The following is a 20144-nucleotide window of genomic DNA, read 5'->3' as shown; positions in this document are numbered from 1 at the left end:
CGATGCCGGGGAACGGCGGGGTCAAAGATCGCGGACGACGCGGAAGCCGATTCTGGCATTGGTCGTGTCGACCTGCGCCAACGCACGCCAGCTGGCGCGGGTCTGCACCGGGGAGCTGGCCCAGGAGCCGCCGCGGATCACCTGGTCGCGGCAGCCGGGATTGAACCAGGCCGACCCATCGCCGGGCGCACGACGGTAGGTCGCGTGCCAGCAGTCGGCCATCCATTCGCTGACGTTGCCGGCCAGATCGTGCACGCCCCAGGTATTGGGCTGGAAACTGCCGACCGGCGCGGGGCCCCAGTAGCCGTCGCCATACCCGGCGAACGCGTTGCCCCAGGTGCGGCCCGACGGCGACCGGTCGAGGGCGCCGGTCATGTTGCCGGCGCCTTCGGGCGGCGTGCCCTCGCCCCACGGATAGCGTTCGCTGCTGCCGTTGCGGAAGGCATATTCGAACTCGGCCTCGCTCGGCAGTCGGTAACGCCGGCCGCTCTGCGCCGTCAGCCAGTCGACGTAGGCCTGTGCGTCCTTGGCGCTGACGTGCAGCACCGGCATGGTGTCGCCGGCCGGACGTCCCACGTAATCGGAGCGCCAGTCGACGTTGCTGCGCCGGAGGAAGTTGCCGGTGCGCTCGTCGTAGGCCATCGAGAAGCCGCGTCGCACCGCGCGCGCCTGGTAGCCGGTGGCATCGACGAAACGCCGGAACTCGCCGACCGTGATCTCGCGGACACCCATCGCGAAGCCGCGCTCGAAGCGCACCGGATGCCGCGGCTTTTCGTTGTCGTCGGCGTCCTCGTCGCCCGGAAGCGCGCCCATCATGAAACCGCCGTGCGGCAGCACGACCATCTGCGGCCCGCGCGCGCCGCCTTCGAGCGCATCGGTGAAGACCTGGCCGGGGCGGAAGTCGCCGTAATGCACGGCCCGGTCGATGCGTTCGCGCAGATCCATCGCCACCGGATCACCGGGTTCGGCGATGACCAGAATCTCGGCGAGGCGCTCGCGGGCCTGAACGACGCCGTTGATCTTCGGCAGCGCCGCCACGCCGGCATCGCGCAGCTGCCGGATCCGGGTGGCGCGCATGCGTTCGATCCGCCGCTCGGCATCGGGCACGGTGGCGAACCCGGGACGAATGGTCATCGCATGGGCCAGCCAGCGCGACGCGGTCTGGAAGTCCCCCTCGCCGGCCGAGGTTTCGGCACGGCGGATCAGCGCGCTCTCCACCGCCGCCAGCCCCTGCAGGGCACGCGGCTGGCCCGGGCGCAGGGCGGCCGCGGCGCGGAAGCCGGCCAGTGCGCCGCCACCGGATTCTCCGAGTTCGCCGGCCTGCAGCGCACGCTCGGCGTTGCGGTTGAGTTCCCACAGCCGGTCGCTGTCGTCCACGCGTTCGAGATACGCGACCACGTCGGCGTCGTCGGCGGCGAGATGGCGGGCGACGGCAGCGAACGCGTGCGCCGCACGCAGGCCGGCGATCGAATCGCCGGTATCGGCTTCGTCCAGCGCCATGCCCCCCAGCACCAGCAGCCGCGCGCGCGCGCGCCGCAGCCCGGTGGCCGCGGCGCGCTCCTGGCCTTCGATTCCCGACAGCGCCATGTACAGCGGGATCGCCGATTCGGACGTGGCATAGAGGTCGTCGTCGCGCAACGCCGCGTCCGCGCGTTCGCGCGCCTCGGCCTCTTCGCCGGGCTCGATCCGCGGCACCGGCGGTGTCCAGTTGAGCTCGGCGACGATCACGTCGTCGCCGCTGATGGTCACGCTGCCGTCGCCCTGGGCGTCCGCGTCGCCGTCGCCGTCCGCGCGGCCACAGCCGGCGAGCACACCCAGCAACAGCCAGGGCAGAACGCTGACGACGATGGTTCCGCGCAAACCGGGCTCCCGTGACCGCATCGCGTCAGATTAAGCCATCGCCGATGCCGCGGCGACGTCACGGTCCGTCGCGATTGCCGCGACCGGGCCGCGCCGCTAGGCTGTCGCGCATGGCCTCTTCCAATGCGTGCTGGATCAATGATCCGGCCAGTCTCCGCGCGCGGCTTCCGGCCGCTCCCGCCCGTGTCGGGCTCGATACCGAATTCATCCGCGAACGCACGTTCTGGCCGCAGCTGGCCCTGGTGCAGATCGCGGTCGAACGCGACGACGGCATCGACGTGCTGCTGGTCGATCCGCTCGCGCCGGGCATCGCCGAGGCCCTGCGCCCGCTGCTGTCGGATCCGGACATCGTCAAGGTGATGCACAGCGCCAGCGAGGATCTGGTCGCATTCGCCCACACCTGCGGCGCGGTGCCCGAACCGCTGTTCGACACCCAGATCGCCGCGGCGCTGGCCGGCGTGGGCGGCGGCATGGGCTACCAGCGTCTGGTCCAGGAGCAGCTCGACATCGCGCTGCCCAAGGGCGAGACGCGTTCGGACTGGCTGCGCCGGCCGCTGTCGCCGACCCAGCTCGAATACGCCGCCGACGATGTCGAACACCTGTTCGCGCTGCACGACCGGCTGTCGACCCGGATCGCCGAACTCGATCGCGCCGACTGGCTGCGCGAGGACTGCGCCCGCCTGGTCGCGACCGCCGGCAACCTGGACGGCGAGCGCTGGCCGCAACTGGGCGGTCGCGCCGGCCAGTTCCTCGATGCCGACGCGCAGCGTCGCCTGCTGCGCCTGCTGCGCTGGCGCGAACAGCAGGCCCGCCTGCAGGACAAGCCGCGCAGCTGGATCCTCGACAACGAACTGGCCACGTTGCTGGCGCGCGATCCGCCGGCCGATCCGGCCGCGTTGCAGCAGCGCCTCGAAGCGCATCCGAAAGCCCCGCGCAAGCTCGGCGCCGCGATCTGGCAGGCCTTGACCAGCGAACTGCCCGACGAGGCCGAGGCCCCGCTGTCGAGTGGCGAGGAGCCGGACCGCAAGCAGCTCAAGCGCCTGCAGCAGGCGGTGGCCACGCGCAGCGCGGAGCTCGGGCTTCCCGACGGCATCCTCGCGTCGCGCAAATGGCTCGAGGCGCTGGTCGAAGGCGCCGACTGGCCGGGCGCGCTGTCGGGCTGGCGACGCGCGCAGCTCGAACCGGCGCTCGCGCCGCTGCTCGCCGAGGCTGGCGAACCATCGACGGCCTCTGTATGATGCGACGCTTCGTGGGGCGGTAGCTCAGCTGGGAGAGCGCCACGTTCGCATCGTGGAGGTCAGGGGTTCGATCCCCCTCCGCTCCACCACGAAACTGGACACCCCGGAAAGCGCAGGCTTTCCGGGGTGTTTCTTTGTGTGCAGTGCGTGTCGCGCGCTTATCAGCATGACGCGCGCCACTCGGGCGCGCGCAGTGCGGCGTCAGTGGCCGGCCTTGTCCGATCCGGATTCGCCGGGAATCACCGTCTCGGTGTCCAGCAGCTCGCGCACGTACAGACGCTTGACCAGTACGTACAGCACCACCGTGAGCGGCGCGGCGAGCAGCAGACCGGCGAAGCCCTGCAGCGAGCCGAACACCAGCAGCGAGAACAGCAGCAGCGCCGGCGGCAGTTCCACCGCGCGCTGCTGGATCAGCGGCTGCAGCAGATTGCTTTCGATCTGCTGGATGACGATGTAGAGCGCGGTTGTGGCCAGCCCGACCTGCGGACTGACGGTGAAGCCGAGAAGAATGCCGGGAATGGCCGCGGCGATCGGCCCGATGATCGGCACGAAATCGAGCAGGAATGCGATCAATGCGAGGGCGAACGCGGCCGGCACGCCGAGCAGCCACAGCCCGATGCCGGTCAGCACCGCCACCACCGCCATCGCCACCAGCTGGCCGCCCAGCCACAGACGCAAGGCACGCGCGCTGCTGTCGAGCGCGTCGGCGCTGACGTCGCGGACCGACTTCGGCACCAGCTGCAGCAGCCCGGCCCGGTACATGCCGGGCTGGGCCGCGATGTAGATCGCGCCGATGAACACCAGCAGCAGATTCATCAGCCCGCTGGAGAAGGTCATCGCCATCGCGCCGGCGCTGGTGGCGATGCGGCCGACGTTGTTGCGCAGGGTGTCGATCTGTTCGGCGAGCAGGCTGCCGACGGTGGTCTCCTCCACCCAGTCCTGGAACTGCTCGTAGGCCGGCGGCAGCGCCTCGACCAGCGTGACGACCTCGCGCGAGACCTGGGAACCGAACAGCCACAGCAGCAGCCCGAGCCCGCTCGACAGCACCACCAGCACGATCCCCAGGGCGATGCCATGCGATACCGGCAGCACTCGCTGCAGCAGATGCGACAGCGACAGCAGCATGGCCGCGAACACGATCGCGCCGAACACCAGCATCAGCACCGGCAGCAGCGCCCACAGCAGGACGAGGGCCGCGACCAGCGCGATGACGATCAGGACCTGACGGGTGAAACGGGAAAGATCGGGAGGCAGCGACATGGAATCCGGACGAGAAGCGCGTCGACGCGAGGGCCCAGGCACGGGCGCGGACGATCGATCACGGGACCGCGTTGTCCCACACCGGCCGTGCAGGTCGTGCATTCAGGCCCGGCGTCACGCCTGACGGATCGAAACCCGGGCTCAGCGGACTCGCCAGATCCGGGCCGAAGGTGTACAAATGTACACCATGGACACCCTGCCCCCACAGCGCGCTGCCGTGCTCGATTTCATCCGCCAACAGCTGGCCGCCGGCCGGCCGCCCAGCCTGGCCGAGATCGCCGCGCAGTTCGGCTTCGCCTCGCGCAATGCCGCGCAGAAGCACGTGCGCGCGCTCACCGAGGCCGGCCTGCTGGAAGCGCGTCCGCACGAGAAACGCGGCCTGCGCCTGCCCGGCGGCGCCGCGGTCCGCCCGGATCTTCTGATGCTGCCGGTACTCGGCCGCGTCGCGGCGGGCATGCCGATCGGCGCCGACATCGGCCTGGACCGGCAGCTGTGGCTCGACCGCGGTGTCTTCGAGTTGCGGCCGGACTACCTGCTGCGGGTCGAGGGGGATTCGATGATCGACGACGGCATCCTCGACGGCGACCTGGTCGGCGTGCACCGCAGCGCCGATGCGCGCGACGGGCAGACGGTGGTGGCCCGGCTCGATGGCGAACTGACGATCAAGCGGCTGGCGCTCGCTGGCGACGGCCTGCAGCTGTTGCCGCGCAACCCCGCCTACGCGCCGATCCGTGTACCGGCCGGTGCCGACTTCGCGATCGAAGGGCTGTTCTGCGGACTGGTGCGGCAGGGCTGACATGGCCGCGGCGCAGCCCCTCGATGCCCTGCTCGCCGCACGCACGGTCTGGCACGCCGGCCGCGGCGCCCAGGCCGTGGATACCGGCGAGCCGACAGGATTCCCCGCGCTGGACGCGGTGCTGCCCGAACGCGGCTGGCCCCGCGGCGCGCTGACCGAATTGCTGCTGCCGGCCGACGGCGTCGGCGAACTCGCGTTGCTGATGCCGGCCCTGGCCCGCATGACCGCCGCCGGCGAGCGCGTCGTGCTGATCGCCCCGCCCTATGTGCCCTACGCCCCCGCCTGGCAGGCCGCCGGCATCGACCTGGCCTGTCTCGACATCGTCGAGGCCGCCCCGCGCGATGCCTTGTGGGCGTTCGAACAATGCCTGCGCAGCGCCGCCTGCGCGGCCGCGATCGGCTGGCCGCAGACCGCCGACGACCGGCTGCTGCGCCGCCTGCAGGTCGCGGCCGATACCGGCGGCGGCTGCGCCTTCGCGCTGCGCGACCGCCGGCATGCGGTCAATGCGTCGCCGGCCGCGCTGCGCATCGAATACCGGCCCGACGACGGCGCCTGGCAGGTGCGCAAGTGTCGCGGCGCACAGCCACCGGCGATGGCCCTGCGGTTGGCGCACTGATGCCGCGACGCGTCGATTCCATCGCCGCCGCCTTCGTTCCGGAGGGCTGTGCCGTGCGCATGCCGCATGCGCCAGCGACGCGCCGGCACGCCGCCACGCGATGCAGCAGCCCCGATGGACGCGACGCACCTCCGATGCCGGTGCCGCCTCGCCTCCGGCGCTCCGCGCGCACGCGCCCCTGTTGAGCCGGCCTCATGCTCTGGGCCTGCATCCTCGTGCCGCAGCTGGCGCTCGACGCCGTTCTCCGGCGCCTGCCTGATCCCGACCCGCCGCTGGCGCTGGTCGAAGGCCCGGCACAACTGCGCAGCCTGCACACGGTCAACGCCGCGGCCGCAGGCGCCGGCCTGAAGCCCGGCATGCGGCTGTCGGCCGCGCATGCGCTGCTGACCGACGTGCGCACCGTCGACTACGACCCGCAGGCCGAGGCGCACTGGCACCGCTTCCTCGCCGCCTGGGCCTATCGCCACAGTTCACTGGTCAGCCGGCAGTGGCCGCGTGCGATCGTGCTCGAGGCGCGCGCCAGCTTCCGCCTGTTCGGGCCCTGGCCGCGGTTCGAGCGGCGGCTGCGCGACGAACTCGATGCCCTCGGTTTCCGCCATCGCATCGCGCTGGCCCCGACGCCGCGCGCGGCACGCGTGCTGGCCGGGCTGCGCGACGGCTTCGCGGTGACCAGCCCCGCCGCGCTGCAGACCCTGCTCGGCACCGTGCCGGTGCGTCGCGCTGCCCTGCCCGACGATGCCGGCGAGCGGCTGCAGCGCATGGGCGTGCGCACGCTGGCCGCAGTGCGCGCCCTGCCGCGCGACGGCGTGCGTCGCCGGTTCGGGCCGGCCTTGCTGGACCACGTCGACCGCCTCTACGGCGAGGCCGACGATCCCCTCGAGTGCTACGCACCGCCCGATCATTTCGATGCCCGCGTCGAACTGGGTTACGAGGTCGAGCACCACACCGCGCTGCTGTTCCCGCTGCGCCGGCTGATCAACGATCTGTGCACCTATCTGTCGATCCGCGACGGCGGCGTGCAGCGCTTCGTGCTGCGGCTCGAACACGAGCAGGCACGGACCGATGTCGAGGTGGGCCTGCTCGCCGCCGAACGCACGCCGGCGATGCTGTTCGAACTGGCACGCAGCCGGCTGGAGCGCGTGGCGATCGATGCGCCGGTGCTCGCGCTCGGCCTGGTGGCACGCCATCTGCCGCCGTTCGTGCCCGCCACACGTGATCTGTTCGACACCCGCCCGCAACAGGCGATGCCGTGGCCGCAGCTGCGCGAACGGCTGCGTGCACGCCTGGGCGACGACGCCGTCTACCGGGTCGCGCCGGCGGACGATCCGCGTCCCGAACGCGCCTGGACACGCGTGTTCGGTGATACCGGAGCACCGGCCCGCGCAGCGCCGCCGCGGCCCGAGCGTCCCGCCTGGCTGCTGCCGACACCGGTGCCGCTGCGCGACTCCCGGCTGCGCATCCTGTCCGGCCCCGAGCGCCTGGAAAGCGGCTGGTGGGATGGCGACGACGCACGCCGCGATTACTACATCGTCGAAACCACCCAGGGCCAGCGCGCCTGGGCCTTCGTGCCGCCTGGCGAACACACCGGCTGGATGCTGCACGGGTGGTTCGCATGAGCTGGGACGACGCGATCGACGGCGTCGACCGCGACACGCCCGGTGGCCGTCCGCCGCGCGCTTGGACGGTCGCGGCGCGCCGGCACGGCGCTGCCAACGACGAGGTCGTGCACGAACGTGGCGGCGGTGATGCGCCCGCGTATGCCGAGCTGCACTGCCTGTCGGATTTCTCGTTCCTGCGCGGCGCGTCGAACGCCGAAGCGCTGTTCGCGCGCGCCGCGCAGTGCGGCTATTCGGCGCTGGCGATCACCGACGAATGTTCGCTGGCCGGCATCGTGCGTGCGCTGGAGGCCTCGCGCGCGACCGGTGTGCCGCTGATCGTCGGCAGTGAATTCACCCTCGTCGACGGCACCCGCTTCGTACTGCTGGTCGAACACGCGGCCGGGTACACCCGGCTGTGCGAACTGATCACCGCCGGCCGCCGCGCCGCCGGCAAGGGCCATTACCGCCTGCAGCGTGCCGATGTCGAAGCCCGCTTCCGCGGCGACGCTGCGGGTGTGTTCGCGCTGTGGCTGCCGGGCGCGACGCCCGATGCCGCGCAGGGCGCATGGCTGCGCGCCGTGTTCGGCACCCAGGCGCGACTCGCCGTCGAGCTGCACCGCGAGCTCGACGACAGCGCCCGGCTGCAGACACTGCTGGCGCTGTCGCGCCAGCTCGAGCTGCCCGCGCTCGCCAGCGGCGACGTGCACATGGCGCGGCGCCGCGACCGTCTGCTGCAGGACACCCTGACCGCGATCCGCCACACCACACCGCTGTCCGAATGCGGCGCCCATCTGTTCCGCAACGGCGAGCGGCATCTGCGCAGCCGGCGCGCGCTTGGCAACATCCATCCGCATGCGCTGCTGGACGAAACCGTCGCGCTGGCCCAGCGCTGCCGCTTCGATCTGGGGCGGGACCTCGCCTACCGCTATCCGGTCGAACTGGTGCCCGAAGGGGAAACGCCGGCGACGCACCTGCGCGCGTTGACCGAGGCCGGCATGCGCGTGCGCTGGCCCGCCGGCACGCCGGCAGCGGTCGTCGCCACGATCAATGAAGAACTCGCGCTGATCGAAGGCCTCGGCTACGAGGCCTTCTTCCTCACCGTCGCCGATATCGTGCGCTTCGCGCGATCACGCGGAATCCTGTGCCAGGGCCGCGGTTCGTCGGCCAATTCGGCAGTCTGCTTCGCGCTCGGCATCACCGCGGTCAATCCGGTGGAGACGCGGTTGCTGATGGCGCGCTTCCTGTCGAGGGAGCGCAACGAGCCGCCCGACATCGACGTCGATTTCGAGCACGAACGGCGCGAGGAAGTGCTGCAGTACGTCTACGCCAAGTACGGCCGCGAACGCGCCGCGCTTGCGGCCACGGTCATCGCCTATCGCGGAAAAAGTGCGGTGCGCGACGTCGCCAAGGCCTTCGGCCTGCCGCCCGACCAGATCGCGCTGCTGGCCAACTGCTACGGCTGGGGCAACGGCGACACGCCGATGGAACAGCGCATCGCCGAGGCCGGCTTCGATCTCGACAATCCGCTGATTTCAAAGGTGCTGCTGGTGACCGAACTGCTGCGCGACCACCCGCGGCACCTGTCGCAGCACGTCGGCGGTTTCGTGATCTGCGACGCGCCGCTCTCCACCGTGGTGCCGGTCGAGAACGCCGCGATGCCGGACCGCACGATCATCCAGTGGGACAAGGACGATCTGGAAACGATGCGCATGCTCAAGGTCGACTGCCTTGCGCTCGGCATGCTGACCTGCATCCGCAAGACGCTGGATCTGGTGCGCGGCCATCGCGGGCGCGACCACGAGATCGCGACGATCCCGGGCGAGGACCCCGCCACCTACGCCATGATCCAGATCGCCGACACCGTCGGCGTGTTCCAGATCGAATCGCGCGCGCAGATGGCGATGCTGCCGCGGCTCAAGCCGGCGACGTTCTACGACCTGGTGGTGGAAGTCGCCATCGTGCGCCCGGGCCCGATCCAGGGCGACATGGTCCATCCCTACCTGCGCCGCCGGCAGGGCAAGGAAACGCCGACGTATCCGTCGGCCGGCGTCGAGGACATCCTCGGGCCCACGCTCGGCGTGCCGCTGTTCCAGGAGCAGGTGATGGAACTCGTCATCCACGCCGGCTACAGCGCCGACGAGGCCGACCAGCTGCGGCGCTCGATGGCCGCCTGGCGCCAGGGCGGCGACATGGAGCCGCACCGGGTGCGCATCCGCACACTGATGGAAGCCAAGGGCTACGCCTCCGCCTTCATCGACCAGATCTTCGAGCAGATCAAGGGCTTCGGCTCCTACGGCTTCCCGCAGAGCCACGCGGCCTCGTTCGCGAAACTGGTCTATGCCAGCTGCTGGCTCAAGCGCCACGAACCGGCCGCGTTCGCCTGCGGCCTGCTCAACGCGCAACCGATGGGGTTCTATTCGCCGAGCCAGATCGTGCAGGACGCGCGGCGCGGCAGCGCGGTGCGAGCGCCGGTCGACGTGCTGCCGGTCGACGTGCTGCACAGCGACCACGACAGCACGCTGCACGGCGGTCGACGCTGGCGCAGCGACGCCGATCCGGGTGAACAGCCCACGATCCGGCTCGGCCTGCGTCTGGTGGCCGGGCTGTCGGAAGACGCGGCCCGACGCATCGTCGCTGCGCGTGCGCAGCGGCCCTTCGCCGACCTCGCCGACCTGTGCCAGCGCGCCGGCCTCGACGCCAAGGCGCGCCAGGTCCTGGCCGAAGCCGATGCGCTGCGTGGCCTCGCCGGGCACCGCAACGCCGCGCGCTGGGCGGTCGCCGGCATCGAGCAGCGCCGACCGCTGTTGCCGGGCAGTCCGGATGAGGACCGGGTGGCCCTGCCCGCGCCGGCGACCGGGGACGAGATCCTGTCCGACTACCGCACGCTCGGCCTGAGCCTCGGCCCGCACCCGATGGCGCTGCTGCGCGCGCAGATGACCGAGCGCCGCATCGTCGGCCTGCGCGAACTGCAGCACCGGCCGCACGGCAGCGGCGTGCACGTCGCCGGCCTGGTCACCCAGCGCCAGCGTCCGGCGACGGCGAAAGGCACGATCTTCGTCACGCTGGAGGACGAGACCGGCATGATCAACGTCATCGTCTGGGCCCGGCTGGCGATGCGGCGGCGCCGCGCATTGCTGGAGTCGAAACTGCTCGGCGTACGCGGCCGCTGGGAACGCGTCGACGGCGTGGCCCATCTGATCGCCGGCGATCTGCACGATCTCAGCCCGCTTCTCGGCGGAATGCCGCTGGCATCCCGCGATTTTCATTGACGCCGCGCCGGTGTTTGGGGTTCGCCCACGCCGCATGCGAAAATCGCCGAGTTAGGCCCCGTAGCTCAGCTGGATAGAGCGGTCCCCTCCTAAGGGACAGGTCGCCCGTTCGAATCGGGCCGGGGTCACCATCCGCGACAGTCCCTGCCGGCCCTGCGCCGCGTCGCGCCGCGTCCCTCCGTACGCCGCCGGTCCCGCATCGGCCGCGTGCGCTCAACAGGAGTTCCGTCTATGACCCATTCCGTCCTCACCGCGCTCGGCCTGTCCGACAACGAATCGGGCACGTATCTCGGCAACGGCGAGTGGTCGACGACCCGCGACGCCGGCGTCATCGAACCCGTCAACCCGACCGACGGCGACGTGCTCGCCCGCGTGCAGGCCAGCTCGCAGGCCGACTACGACCTGATCGTCGAGCGCGCCCAGGCGGCGTTCAAGATCTGGCGCAAGACCCCGGCCCCGCGCCGCGGCGAAGCCGTGCGCCTGTGCGCCGACGCGCTGCGCACGCACAAGGACGCGCTGGGTTCGCTGGTCGCGCTGGAAATGGGCAAGTCGAAGCCGGAAGGCGACGGCGAAGTGCAGGAAATGATCGACATCGGCGAGTTCGCCGTCGGCCTGTCGCGCCAGCTCTACGGCCTGACCATGCACTCCGAGCGCCCCGGCCACCGCATGTACGAGCAGTGGCACCCGATGGGCGTGGTCGGCATCATCAGCGCGTTCAACTTCCCGGTCGCGGTGTGGGCCTGGAATGCGCTGGTCGCCGCGGTGTGCGGCAACATCTCGATCTGGAAGCCGTCGCCGAAGACGCCGCTGTCGGCGATCGCGTCGATGAAGATCTGCAACGAGGCGCTGAACAAGGCCGGCTTCCCGGACATCTTCTTCCTGTTCAACGATGCCGGCAGCGATCTCGCGCAGGCCTTCGTCGACGACAAGCGCATCGCCCTGGTCAGCTTCACCGGTTCGACCAAGGTTGGCCGCCACGTCGGTGAGCGCGTCGCCAAGCGCATGGGCCGCTCGCTGCTGGAGCTGGGCGGCAACAACGCGATCATCGTCGACCCCACCGCCGACCTGAAGCTGGCGATCCCGGCGATCGTGTTCGGCGCCGTCGGCACCGCCGGCCAGCGCTGCACGACGACGCGCCGCCTGTTCGTGCACGAGTCGATCTTTGATGACGTGCTGGGCAAGCTGAAGACCGCCTACGCCCAGGTCGAGAAGAAGATCGGCGATCCGACCGACGCCGCCAACCTGATGGGCCCGCTCAACAGCCGCGACGGCGTGCAGGCGTATCTCGCCGCGATCGAAAAGGCCAAGGCCAGCGGCGGCACGATCGAGAGCGGCGGCAAGGCGCTCACCGAGCGCAAGGGCAACTTCGTGCTGCCGGCCCTGGTCAGTGGCCTGACCAACGATGCCGAGGTCGTGCAGACCGAGACTTTCGCCCCGATCCTCTACGTCATGAAGTACCGCGATCTGGACGAAGCGATCGACCTGCAGAACGACGTGCCACAGGGCCTGTCGTCGTCGCTGTTCACCACCGACCTGCGCGCCTCCGAGCAGTTCCTGTCGGCCTGGGGTTCGGATTGCGGCATCGCCAACGTCAACATCGGCACCAGCGGCGCGGAAATCGGCGGCGCATTCGGTGGCGAGAAGGAAACCGGCGGCGGACGCGAATCGGGGTCGGACGCGTGGCGCGCCTACATGCGCCGCCAGACCAACACGATCAACTACTCCGATTCCATGCCGCTGGCGCAGGGCATCAAGTTCGACCTCTGAGCCGACCCGGCCCGGCGACGGCGGCATTCCGCCCCGTCGCCATGTCGTGCTCCCATCGCGGCGGCGCTTCTGGAATAATCGGGCCTCCCCCGCTTCGTCCTGGGCCGCCGCCGATGGTGCTGCGCATTCCAGCTTGTCCGTCCGCTCCGCACACGCTGCGGATGCGCGCGCGTCTGGCCTCCTCGACCGCTCGCAGAGCCGTGCGCCCGTGAGTACGCCCTTGCCACCCGGCCCCGCCCGCCAGACCAGCCCGCTGGCGATCGTCAGCCTCGTGTCCGGCCTGCTCGGCTGGAGCCTGCTGCCGCTGATCGGCAGCATCGTGGCCATCGTGACCGGGCATCTGGCACGTGGCGAAATCCGCCGCGCGCCGGACCGCTACGAAGGCGACGGCCTTGCGATCACCGGCCTGGTTCTGGGTTACGTGGCGATCGGCCTCGGCCTGCTCGCACTGGTGGTGATCATGGTGTTCTTCGGTGGCCTGTTCGCGCTGGCCGCGGTGAACGCCTGACGTGTACGGACTCGCGCGCCCCCTGCTCTTCCGGCTCGATGCCGAACGCGCGCACGGCCTGGCGCTGACGTCGCTGGACGTGGCCTACCGCGCGGGACTCGTCCCGATGCTGGCCAAACCGCCGGCGCCGCTGCCGACCGAAGCGTTCGGGCTGCGCTTCCCCAACCCGGTCGGCCTGGCTGCCGGGCTCGACAAGAACGGCGCGCATATCGATGCCCTGTTCGCGCTCGGTTTCGGCTTCGTCGAAGTGGGCACGGTCACGCCGAAGCCCCAGGCCGGCAACCCGAAACCCCGGATGTTCCGCCTGCCGCGCCACCGCGCGTTGATCAACCGTCTCGGCTTCAACAACCAGGGCGTCGACGCGCTGGTCCGCAATGTCGGGCGGGCGAAGCGCAACGGCATCCTCGGCATCAACATCGGCAAGAACAAGGACACGCCCAACGAGAACGCGGCGGACGACTACCTGTTCTGTCTGGAGCGCGTGTATCCGCTGGCCGACTACATCACCGTCAACATCTCCTCGCCCAATACCGCGGGCCTGCGCGAATTGCAGGAAGAGCAGGCGCTGCGGCGCCTGATCGGCACGCTGCGTGATGCCCAGGAGCGTCTGGCCGCGCAGCACGGCCGCCGGGTGCCGGTGCTGGTGAAGGTCGCGCCCGACCTCAGCGACGACGACATCGAAGCCGCGGCGCGCGTGCTCTCGGACCTGCACGTGGACGGCGTGATCGCCACCAACACCACCGTGTCGCGGATCAGCGTGCAGTCCGACCGCCGTGCGGGCGAGGCCGGCGGGCTGTCCGGCGAGCCGCTGATGAACAAGTCGACCACGGTGCTGCGCATGCTGCGTACGCGTCTGCCCGACAGCATTCCGCTGGTCGGCGTGGGCGGCATCCTGTCGGGCGCCGACGCGGTGAAGAAGTTCGCCGCCGGTGCGTCGCTGGTGCAGGTGTATTCCGGTTTGATCTATCGCGGCCCGGAACTGATCGGCGACTGCGTGGAGGCGATCCGGCGACGCCGCGAGGCCCCGAGTCGCGGCAACGTGCCCAATCTCTGACGTGCCGATGTCCCCCGCCTTTCGCGTGCTCGAACGGGCCGACCTGACCTCGCGCAACAGTTTCGGCATCCGGGCCACTGCGCGCCGCCTGGTCGACGTGGCCGATGCCGACGCGATGCCCGAGGCGCTCGCCGTTCTCGACGACGGTCCGCCGCTGGTGCTCGGCGGCGGCAGCAACCTGCTGTTCGTCGGCGATGCGGGTGATGTGCTGACGGTTTCCGACGCGCGTCGCGCTGTGCTGTCCGACGACGGCGAGCGGGTCGTCGTGCGCGCCGCCGCGGGCGCCGACTGGCACGGCTTCGTGCTGTGGACGTTGGCGCAGGACCTGGGCGGGCTGGAGAACCTTGCGCTGATTCCCGGCACCGTCGGCGCCGCGCCGATCCAGAACATCGGCGCCTACGGCGTCGAAGTCGGCGAGCACGTGATCGCGGTCGACGCCTTCGACCGGCACACACGCGACGTCGTGCGGCTCGATACGGCCGCGTGCCGCTTCGGGTATCGCGACAGCGTGTTCAAGCAGCATCCCGACCGCTGGATCGTCACCGGGGTCGAGTTCGCGCTGCATCGCTTCGCCGAGCCGACGCTCGACTATGCCGGCTTGCGCGACGTGCTGGCCGCGCGCGGCATCACCGCGCCGCGCCCGATCGACGTGGCCGAGGCCGTGATCGACATCCGCCGCAGCAAGCTGCCGGACCCGGCGGTGATCGGCAACGCGGGCAGCTTCTTCAAGAATCCGATCGTGCCGGCCGCGCAGGCGGCGGCTCTGGTGGCCGCGCACGCGGGCATTCCGGTGTTCGCGGTCGACGACGGCCTGCGCAAGCTCTCGGCCGCGTGGCTGATCGACCGCTGCGGCTGGAAGGGTCATCGCGACGGCGATGCCGGGGTGGCGCCGGGTCACGCGCTGGTGCTGGTCAATCACGGCCACGCGCAGGGCGCCGAACTGCTGGCGCTGGCGCGGCGCATCGCCGCCTCGGTGCAGATGCGCTTCGGCGTCGCCCTCGAACCCGAACCGCGGATCGTCGGCGCGACGTGGTGAGTGCGCGTGCCCTGCTCGGCTGGCGCCCTGCGACCGCCCAGGGACAGGCTGCGCTGCTGATGCTCGGCAGCACCTCGGCATTCGCGCTGATGGCGATCACGATCCGCTTCGCGTCGGCCACCATTCCGACCACCGAAGTCGCGTTCTTCCGCAACTTCTTCGGTCTTCTGGCCCTGCTGCCGATCCTGCTGCGCAGCAGCGGTGGCGGACTGCCGCGCACGCGCAATCTCGGCCGCTATCTGGTCCGCACCCTCGTCGGCCTCGGCTCGATGCTGTGCGCGTTCTGGGCGATCGGGCACCTGCCACTGTCGCAGGCGATCTCGCTGTCGTATGCGGCGCCGCTGTTCGCGACGATCGCGGCGGTGCTGTGGCTCGGCGAGGTGGTGCGCATCCGGCGCTGGATGGCGGTCTCCGCCGGCTTCGTCGGCGTGCTGGTGATCCTGCGCCCGGGCGTCGCGTTCTCGGCGGCGATGCTGGTGCCGGTCATCGGCGCACTGCTCGGGGCCGTGGTCGCGATCCAGATGAAGCAGCTCTCGAAGCTGGACCCGCCCGATACGATCGTCTTCTACACCTACCTGCTGTGGGTGCCGTTGTCGCTGATCCCCGCGCTGTTCCAGTGGGTCTGGCCGAGCCCGACGGTCTGGCTGTGGCTGGTTGCGACCGGCGTGCTTGGCACGCTGGGCCAGTGGCTGTGGACGCGGGCCCTGCGCCTGGGCGAGGTGTCGGCGCTGCAGCCGATCAGCTTCGTGCAGTTGCCGATCGTCGTTGTATTCGCCTGGTGGCTGTTCGGCGAGGTGATCGACCTGTGGACGCTGATCGGCGCGGCGATCGTCTTCGGCGCCAACGGCTACATCGCGCACCGCGAAGCGGTGCTGGCGCGCCGCGCCGCGACACAGCGCCCCGCGCAAGCGGCGAAGCCGAGCGAATAGAGCTGTAAGAGCACGCTAGGGAAGGTCTGAACCACTGCCGTCATCCCCGCGGCTTTCAACTGACGCAAGTCCGGTCAGGCAGGGATCCAGTGACTTCAAGCCGTTGAACACCAAAGACGCTGGATTCCCGCCTTCGCGGGAATGAAGGCCAAAAGCGGGAGTGTTCAGACCTTCCCTAGCGCGATGGGCTTGAACGGCAACGCCTCTTCGCGCGCCCCCGAAAAGGGGATGCGAGCACGAGCGCGCGCCTACAGATCTCAGCTCAAAGGTCGTCTTTTGCGACCTCGCGCAGCTTGCCCTGGTGCAGTTCCAGCACGCGGTCGAGCTTGGCTGCCAGACGCCGGTCGTGGGTCACCAGGACCAGACTGGTGCGCTGGGCATGGTTGAGTTCGAGCATCAGCTCGAACACCGTCGCCGCCGTGCGTTCGTCGAGGTTGCCGGTCGGCTCGTCGCCGAGCACGCAGGCCGGTCGATTGACCAGCGCACGTGCGACCGCGGCGCGCTGCCGCTCGCCGCCCGAGAGTTCGCCGGGCTTGTGCCCCAGTCGATGCTCGAGCCCGACGGCGGTGAGCAGGCCGCGCGCACGGCGATCCGCATCGGCATCGCGGGTGCCGTTGAGCAGCGCCGGCAGCATCACGTTCTCGAGCGCGGTGAACTCGGGCAGCAGATGATGGAACTGGTAGACGAAGCCGAGCGACCGGTTGCGCAGCGTGCCGCGCGCGGCGTTCGACAGCGCGCTCATCTTCTGGCCAGCGACGTAGACCTCGCCGCTGGTCGGCGTGTCCAGCCCGCCGAGCAGGTGCAGCAGCGTGCTCTTGCCGGCGCCGGATGCGCCGATGATCGCGACGGTCTCGCCGGCCTCGACCGAGAACTCCAGCCCGTCGAAGACCGGGGTCTTCATCGAGCCCTCGGCGTAGGTCTTGCCGAGCTGTTCGGCCTGCAGCACCACGCCCTCGTAGGGCGCGATGACGTCGTTCGTCGTCGCCTGGGACACGGTCTCACTCATAACGCAGCGCCTCCGCCGGCGCGGTGCGCGCCGCGCGCCAGGCCGGATACAGGGTGGCGAGGAAGGCCATCACCAGCGCGATCACCGCGATCATCACCACGTCGCTGGATTGCAGGTCGATCGGCAGACCGGTCACGTAATAGACGTCCTCGGGCATCAGCACCACGTTGAAGGTCTGCTCGATCGCGCGGAGGATGTGCGCGAGGTTGAACGTCAGCAGCAGACCGCCGCAGACGCCCAGCACCGTGCCGATCACACCGATCATCGTGCCCTGCACCATGAACACCTGCATCACCCCGCCCGGGGTGAGCCCCAGCGTGCGCAGGATCGCGATGTCGGCGTGTTTGTCGGTCACCAGCATGACCTGCGAATTGAGCAGCGAGAACGCACCCATCAGAATGATCAGCGACAGCAGGATGCCGATCATCGTCTTCTCCAGCTTCAGCGCCCGGAACATGTTGGCGTTCTCGCTGCTCCAGTCGCTGACCCGGTAGACGCCGCCGAGGCGGTGCACCAGATCACGGGTGACCTGCTGGGCCTGGTCCATGTCGTGCAGCTTGAGACGCACGCCGGTCACGCCCTCGCCGATGCGCAGCAGCCGCTGGGCGTCCTGCAGGTTGACCACCGCCAGGCGCCGGTCGAAATCCTGGTAGCCGGCCTCGAAGATCCCGCTGACGTTGAACCGCTTGAGCTGCGGCACCGCGCCCATCGGCGTGACCTGGAAATCCGTGGTGACGATGACGCTGTCGCCGACGCCGACGCCGAGCCACAGCGCGAGTTCACGGCCGAGCACGATGTTGAAGCTGCCGGGCTGCAGGTCGCCGAGTTCACCGACGACCATCGAGGTGCCCAGATCGGACACCTGCACCTCGTCGTCGGGCGAGATCGCGCGCACCGCAGCCGGCTCGTTGCGACGTCCGCGCAGCAGGGCCTGGGTGTCGACGTAGGGCGCGGCGCCCGCGACACGGGGATCCTCGCGTGCGACGTCGATCGCGCGCGACCAGTTCTGCAGGGTGTCGCCGTCGGCGCTGATCGTCGCATGGGCGACCATGCCGAGCATGCGGTCGCGGATTTCCTTCTGGAAGCCGCTCATCACCGCCAGCACGGTGATCAGGACGGTCACGCCGAGCGCGATCGCGAGGATCGACGCCAGGGAAATGAAGGAGATGAAACCGTTGCGGCGCTTGGCGCGCAGATAGCGCAGGCCGATGGCGGCAGGAATGGGTCTGAGCATGGAGGTCCGTCATGGAGGCGGCGCGCTGTCGGCGCGTCGCTCGCCGTCCGGGGCCCCGCCGGGCAACGGCTATGGTGCCATCGATTCCGCCCGCGGTGGCGTCGCCAGCGCGGCCGAGGCCAGAAGCAGTTCACGTCGCCGGGGCGACGGCAGCGTGTCGGGCCACCACATCAGCGAGCGCCGTCGCCCGCCCTCGCGCCAGTCGAGGCGTACGATCGGCCCGCGCCAGTGCAGGCGTGGAGCGTCGAGACGCTGGCCGTCGAGAAGCACCGTGCCGCCGGCGTCGATCACCAGTGCCCGGCGCGGCCGACGCGATTCGCTCAGGATCATCCGGGCACCCGCGATGAGCAGGCCCGGAATCGCGATCCACGCCAGAGGCGTCGGCAGTTCGGACAGCAGCGTCGCCAGGCAGGCGCAGACGGTCAGCACGGCGAGCGCGGCCATCAGCAGTCGCGACGGACACCAGCTCACGCGCGCGGATGCTCCGTCAGACGTCGTGCGGAAGCGCGCGGATCGATTGGACGAGGGTGTCGAGGTCGGCATCGTCGGGACGTTCGTGGCCGAGGAACCACTTCCACAACCTATCGTCCTCGCAGTCCAGCAGCCGTCGGAAAACCACGCGTTCGGATTCGGGTGACACCGCCCAGCGCTGGTCGAGCCAACGCTCGAACAGGCGATCGAGTTCGCGCATGCCGCGCCGGCAGCGCCAGCGCAGGCGGCGGAGTTCGAGGGCGTCGTCGTCAGACATGGGCGAATACTCCGAGGGCGAGCCGTGCCCATAGCAGAAGCAGCACCAGGGCGCCGCAGATGAAGGCGATGAACCGGGGCACGACGCGATTCCCCATGCACTGCACGGCGCTATGCACGACGCGCAACGCGACGAACAGCCACGCCAGCACCAGAACATCCGCAGCGGCCTGATCGGTCGCGTGGGCCAGCAGCAGCGCCACGTAGAACAGCACCGGCAGTTCCAGCAGATTGCGGAAATTGTCGCTCGCGGCGCTGTCGGTGAGCCGCTCGGCGGACTGCACGGACGTCGCCACGGCATCGGGTGCGATGCGTTCCCGGCGCATCTGCCGGAACCGGCGACGGTACATCTCGGCCATGACCACGAAGGTCAGGCCGGCCAGGGCGAACCCCGGCCAGAGCATCGCCGTCTGCGACGGCGTCACGGCCTCAGCCGCGACGCGCCAGCATCAGCCGCTTGATTTCGCCGATCGCCTTGGCCGGATTCAGGCCCTTCGGGCAGGTCCGCGCGCAGTTCATGATCGTGTGGCAGCGGTAGAGCTTGAACGGATCTTCAAGATCGTCCAGACGCGCACCGGTGTCCTCGTCGCGGCTGTCGATGATCCAGCGGTAGGCCTGCAGCAGCACGGCCGGTCCGAGATACCGGTCGCCGTTCCACCAGTAGCTCGGGCAGCTGGTCGTGCAGCAGGCGCACAGGATGCATTCGTACAGGCCGTCCAGCTTGGCGCGGTCTTCCTTGGACTGCAGGCGCTCGCGGTCCGGCGGTGCCGCACTCTGGGTGCGGATCCACGGCTGGATCGACGCGTACTGCGCGTAGAAGTGGGTCAGGTCGGGCACCAGATCCTTGACCACTTCCATGTGCGGCAGCGGGTAGATCGGCACCTCGGCCTTCTTGCAGTCCTCGATGGCGCGGGTGCAGGCCAGCGTGTTCGTGCCGTCGATGTTCATCGCGCACGACCCGCAGATGCCCTCGCGGCACGAACGGCGGAAGGTCAGCGTCGGATCGATCTCGTTCTTGATCTTGATCAGCGCGTCGAGAACCATCGGCCCGCACTTGTCGAGATCGATCTCGTAGGTGTCCGTCGACGGGTTGCGGCCGTCATCGGGATTCCAGCGATAGACCTTGAAGGTGCGCGTGCGCGTGGCGCCCGTGGCCGGGAAGTGCCGGCCCTGCTGCACCTTGGAGTTCTTCGGGAGTGAAAATTCGGCCATTTCGAGTCCGTGAT

At 70.1% G+C, this 20144-nt stretch carries 18 protein-coding genes and 2 tRNA genes; 12 read left to right on the top strand and 8 right to left on the bottom strand.

What is annotated here, in order from left to right; all coding sequences use genetic code 11:
- Positions 1-21 precede the first annotated feature (21 nt).
- A complete protein-coding gene (locus ACF3M1_RS07850) occupies positions 22-1881 on the bottom strand; it encodes a formylglycine-generating enzyme family protein (protein ID WP_394005011.1) in 1860 nt (619 codons plus the stop codon).
- A gap of 89 nt (positions 1882-1970) precedes the next feature.
- Between ACF3M1_RS07850 and rnd the strand changes: the two genes are divergently transcribed.
- A complete protein-coding gene (gene rnd / locus ACF3M1_RS07845; RefSeq protein ID WP_394005010.1) occupies positions 1971-3098 on the top strand; it encodes a ribonuclease D in 1128 nt (375 codons plus the stop codon).
- 13 nt (positions 3099-3111) lie between these two features.
- A tRNA-Ala gene (locus ACF3M1_RS07840) sits at positions 3112-3187 on the top strand.
- Between the two features lie 112 nt (positions 3188-3299).
- On the opposite strand, the gene ACF3M1_RS07835 is transcribed toward ACF3M1_RS07840, so the two are convergent.
- A complete protein-coding gene (locus tag ACF3M1_RS07835) occupies positions 3300-4358 on the bottom strand; it encodes an AI-2E family transporter (RefSeq protein WP_394005009.1) in 1059 nt (352 codons plus the stop codon).
- Positions 4359-4545: 187 nt separating this feature from the next.
- Between ACF3M1_RS07835 and lexA the strand changes: the two genes are divergently transcribed.
- The 10 genes from lexA (at position 4546) to ACF3M1_RS07785 (ending at position 15931) form a co-directional block, all read left to right on the top strand.
- Positions 4546-5154, top strand: a complete 609-nt coding sequence (gene lexA / locus ACF3M1_RS07830) for a transcriptional repressor LexA (RefSeq protein WP_394005008.1) — start codon at positions 4546-4548, stop codon at positions 5152-5154.
- A gap of 1 nt (position 5155) precedes the next feature.
- Positions 5156-5770: a translesion DNA synthesis-associated protein ImuA gene (gene imuA / locus ACF3M1_RS07825; protein WP_394005007.1), complete on the top strand. Its 615-nt coding sequence runs from the start codon at positions 5156-5158 to the stop codon at positions 5768-5770.
- A gap of 194 nt (positions 5771-5964) precedes the next feature.
- Positions 5965-7386: a Y-family DNA polymerase gene (locus ACF3M1_RS07820; RefSeq protein WP_394005006.1), complete on the top strand. Its 1422-nt coding sequence runs from the start codon at positions 5965-5967 to the stop codon at positions 7384-7386.
- A complete protein-coding gene (locus tag ACF3M1_RS07815; protein ID WP_394005005.1) occupies positions 7383-10637 on the top strand; it encodes an error-prone DNA polymerase in 3255 nt (1084 codons plus the stop codon). Before ACF3M1_RS07820 ends, ACF3M1_RS07815 begins: the two co-directional genes overlap by 4 nt.
- A 54-nt stretch (positions 10638-10691) precedes the next feature.
- A tRNA-Arg gene (locus ACF3M1_RS07810) sits at positions 10692-10768 on the top strand.
- A 100-nt stretch (positions 10769-10868) separates the two neighbouring features.
- On the top strand, positions 10869-12404 hold the full coding sequence (locus ACF3M1_RS07805; RefSeq protein WP_394005004.1) for an aldehyde dehydrogenase family protein: 1536 nt from the start codon (positions 10869-10871) through the stop codon (positions 12402-12404).
- A gap of 208 nt (positions 12405-12612) precedes the next feature.
- Complete coding sequence (locus ACF3M1_RS07800; protein WP_394005003.1) at positions 12613-12912, top strand: DUF4190 domain-containing protein; 300 nt, start codon at positions 12613-12615, stop codon at positions 12910-12912.
- A 1-nt stretch (position 12913) separates the two neighbouring features.
- Positions 12914-13966, top strand: coding sequence for a quinone-dependent dihydroorotate dehydrogenase (locus tag ACF3M1_RS07795; RefSeq protein WP_394005002.1), 1053 nt, complete (start codon positions 12914-12916; stop codon positions 13964-13966).
- Between the two features lie 7 nt (positions 13967-13973).
- Entirely contained in the window at positions 13974-15002 is a 1029-nt protein-coding gene (gene murB, locus ACF3M1_RS07790; RefSeq protein WP_394005001.1) for a UDP-N-acetylmuramate dehydrogenase, read from the top strand.
- 59 nt (positions 15003-15061) lie between these two features.
- Positions 15062-15931, top strand: a complete 870-nt coding sequence (locus tag ACF3M1_RS07785) for a DMT family transporter (RefSeq protein WP_394005213.1) — start codon at positions 15062-15064, stop codon at positions 15929-15931.
- 262 nt (positions 15932-16193) lie between these two features.
- On the opposite strand, the gene lolD is transcribed toward ACF3M1_RS07785, so the two are convergent.
- From lolD to ACF3M1_RS07755, 6 genes are all read right to left on the bottom strand, one after another.
- Positions 16194-16937, bottom strand: coding sequence for a lipoprotein-releasing ABC transporter ATP-binding protein LolD (gene lolD, locus ACF3M1_RS07780; RefSeq protein ID WP_394005000.1), 744 nt, complete (start codon positions 16935-16937; stop codon positions 16194-16196).
- Positions 16930-18171 carry a lipoprotein-releasing ABC transporter permease subunit gene (locus tag ACF3M1_RS07775; protein WP_394004999.1) on the bottom strand — a complete coding sequence of 414 codons (1242 nt, stop codon included), beginning with the start codon at positions 18169-18171 and terminating at the stop codon, positions 16930-16932. The genes lolD and ACF3M1_RS07775 overlap by 8 nt, the downstream gene beginning before the upstream one ends.
- 69 nt (positions 18172-18240) lie before the next feature.
- Positions 18241-18642, bottom strand: coding sequence for a hypothetical protein (locus tag ACF3M1_RS07770; protein WP_394004998.1), 402 nt, complete (start codon positions 18640-18642; stop codon positions 18241-18243).
- Between the two features lie 16 nt (positions 18643-18658).
- Complete coding sequence (locus tag ACF3M1_RS07765; protein WP_394004997.1) at positions 18659-18919, bottom strand: succinate dehydrogenase assembly factor 2; 261 nt, start codon at positions 18917-18919, stop codon at positions 18659-18661.
- Positions 18912-19343 (bottom strand): MAPEG family protein, encoded by a 432-nt coding sequence (locus ACF3M1_RS07760; RefSeq protein WP_394004996.1) that lies wholly within the window; start codon positions 19341-19343, stop codon positions 18912-18914. The genes ACF3M1_RS07765 and ACF3M1_RS07760 overlap by 8 nt, the downstream gene beginning before the upstream one ends.
- 4 nt (positions 19344-19347) lie before the next feature.
- Complete coding sequence (locus ACF3M1_RS07755; protein WP_394004995.1) at positions 19348-20130, bottom strand: succinate dehydrogenase iron-sulfur subunit; 783 nt, start codon at positions 20128-20130, stop codon at positions 19348-19350.
- Positions 20131-20144: the final 14 nt, after the last annotated feature.

Source organism: Luteimonas sp. WGS1318, assembly GCF_043187535.1.
Classification (GTDB): Bacteria; Pseudomonadota; Gammaproteobacteria; order Xanthomonadales; family Xanthomonadaceae; genus Luteimonas.
This window is presented reverse-complemented; position numbering and strand designations above follow the sequence as displayed.

Excerpts from the sequence above, each read along its gene's own strand:
- ACF3M1_RS07850 (WP_394005011.1), bottom strand. The coding sequence starts at position 1,881 with ATGCGGTCACGGGAGCCCGGTTTGCGCGGAACCATCGTCGTCAGCGTT.
- rnd (WP_394005010.1), top strand. The coding sequence starts at position 1,971 with ATGGCCTCTTCCAATGCGTGCTGGATCAATGATCCGGCCAGTCTCCGC.
- ACF3M1_RS07835 (WP_394005009.1), bottom strand. The coding sequence starts at position 4,358 with ATGTCGCTGCCTCCCGATCTTTCCCGTTTCACCCGTCAGGTCCTGATC.
- lexA (WP_394005008.1), top strand. The coding sequence starts at position 4,546 with ATGGACACCCTGCCCCCACAGCGCGCTGCCGTGCTCGATTTCATCCGC.
- imuA (WP_394005007.1), top strand. The coding sequence starts at position 5,156 with ATGGCCGCGGCGCAGCCCCTCGATGCCCTGCTCGCCGCACGCACGGTC.
- ACF3M1_RS07820 (WP_394005006.1), top strand. The coding sequence starts at position 5,965 with ATGCTCTGGGCCTGCATCCTCGTGCCGCAGCTGGCGCTCGACGCCGTT.
- ACF3M1_RS07815 (WP_394005005.1), top strand. The coding sequence starts at position 7,383 with ATGAGCTGGGACGACGCGATCGACGGCGTCGACCGCGACACGCCCGGT.
- ACF3M1_RS07805 (WP_394005004.1), top strand. The coding sequence starts at position 10,869 with ATGACCCATTCCGTCCTCACCGCGCTCGGCCTGTCCGACAACGAATCG.
- murB (WP_394005001.1), top strand. The coding sequence starts at position 13,974 with ATGTCCCCCGCCTTTCGCGTGCTCGAACGGGCCGACCTGACCTCGCGC.
- ACF3M1_RS07785 (WP_394005213.1), top strand. The coding sequence starts at position 15,062 with ATGCTCGGCAGCACCTCGGCATTCGCGCTGATGGCGATCACGATCCGC.
- lolD (WP_394005000.1), bottom strand. The coding sequence starts at position 16,937 with ATGAGTGAGACCGTGTCCCAGGCGACGACGAACGACGTCATCGCGCCC.
- ACF3M1_RS07775 (WP_394004999.1), bottom strand. The coding sequence starts at position 18,171 with ATGCTCAGACCCATTCCTGCCGCCATCGGCCTGCGCTATCTGCGCGCC.
- ACF3M1_RS07765 (WP_394004997.1), bottom strand. The coding sequence starts at position 18,919 with ATGTCTGACGACGACGCCCTCGAACTCCGCCGCCTGCGCTGGCGCTGC.
- ACF3M1_RS07755 (WP_394004995.1), bottom strand. The coding sequence starts at position 20,130 with ATGGCCGAATTTTCACTCCCGAAGAACTCCAAGGTGCAGCAGGGCCGG.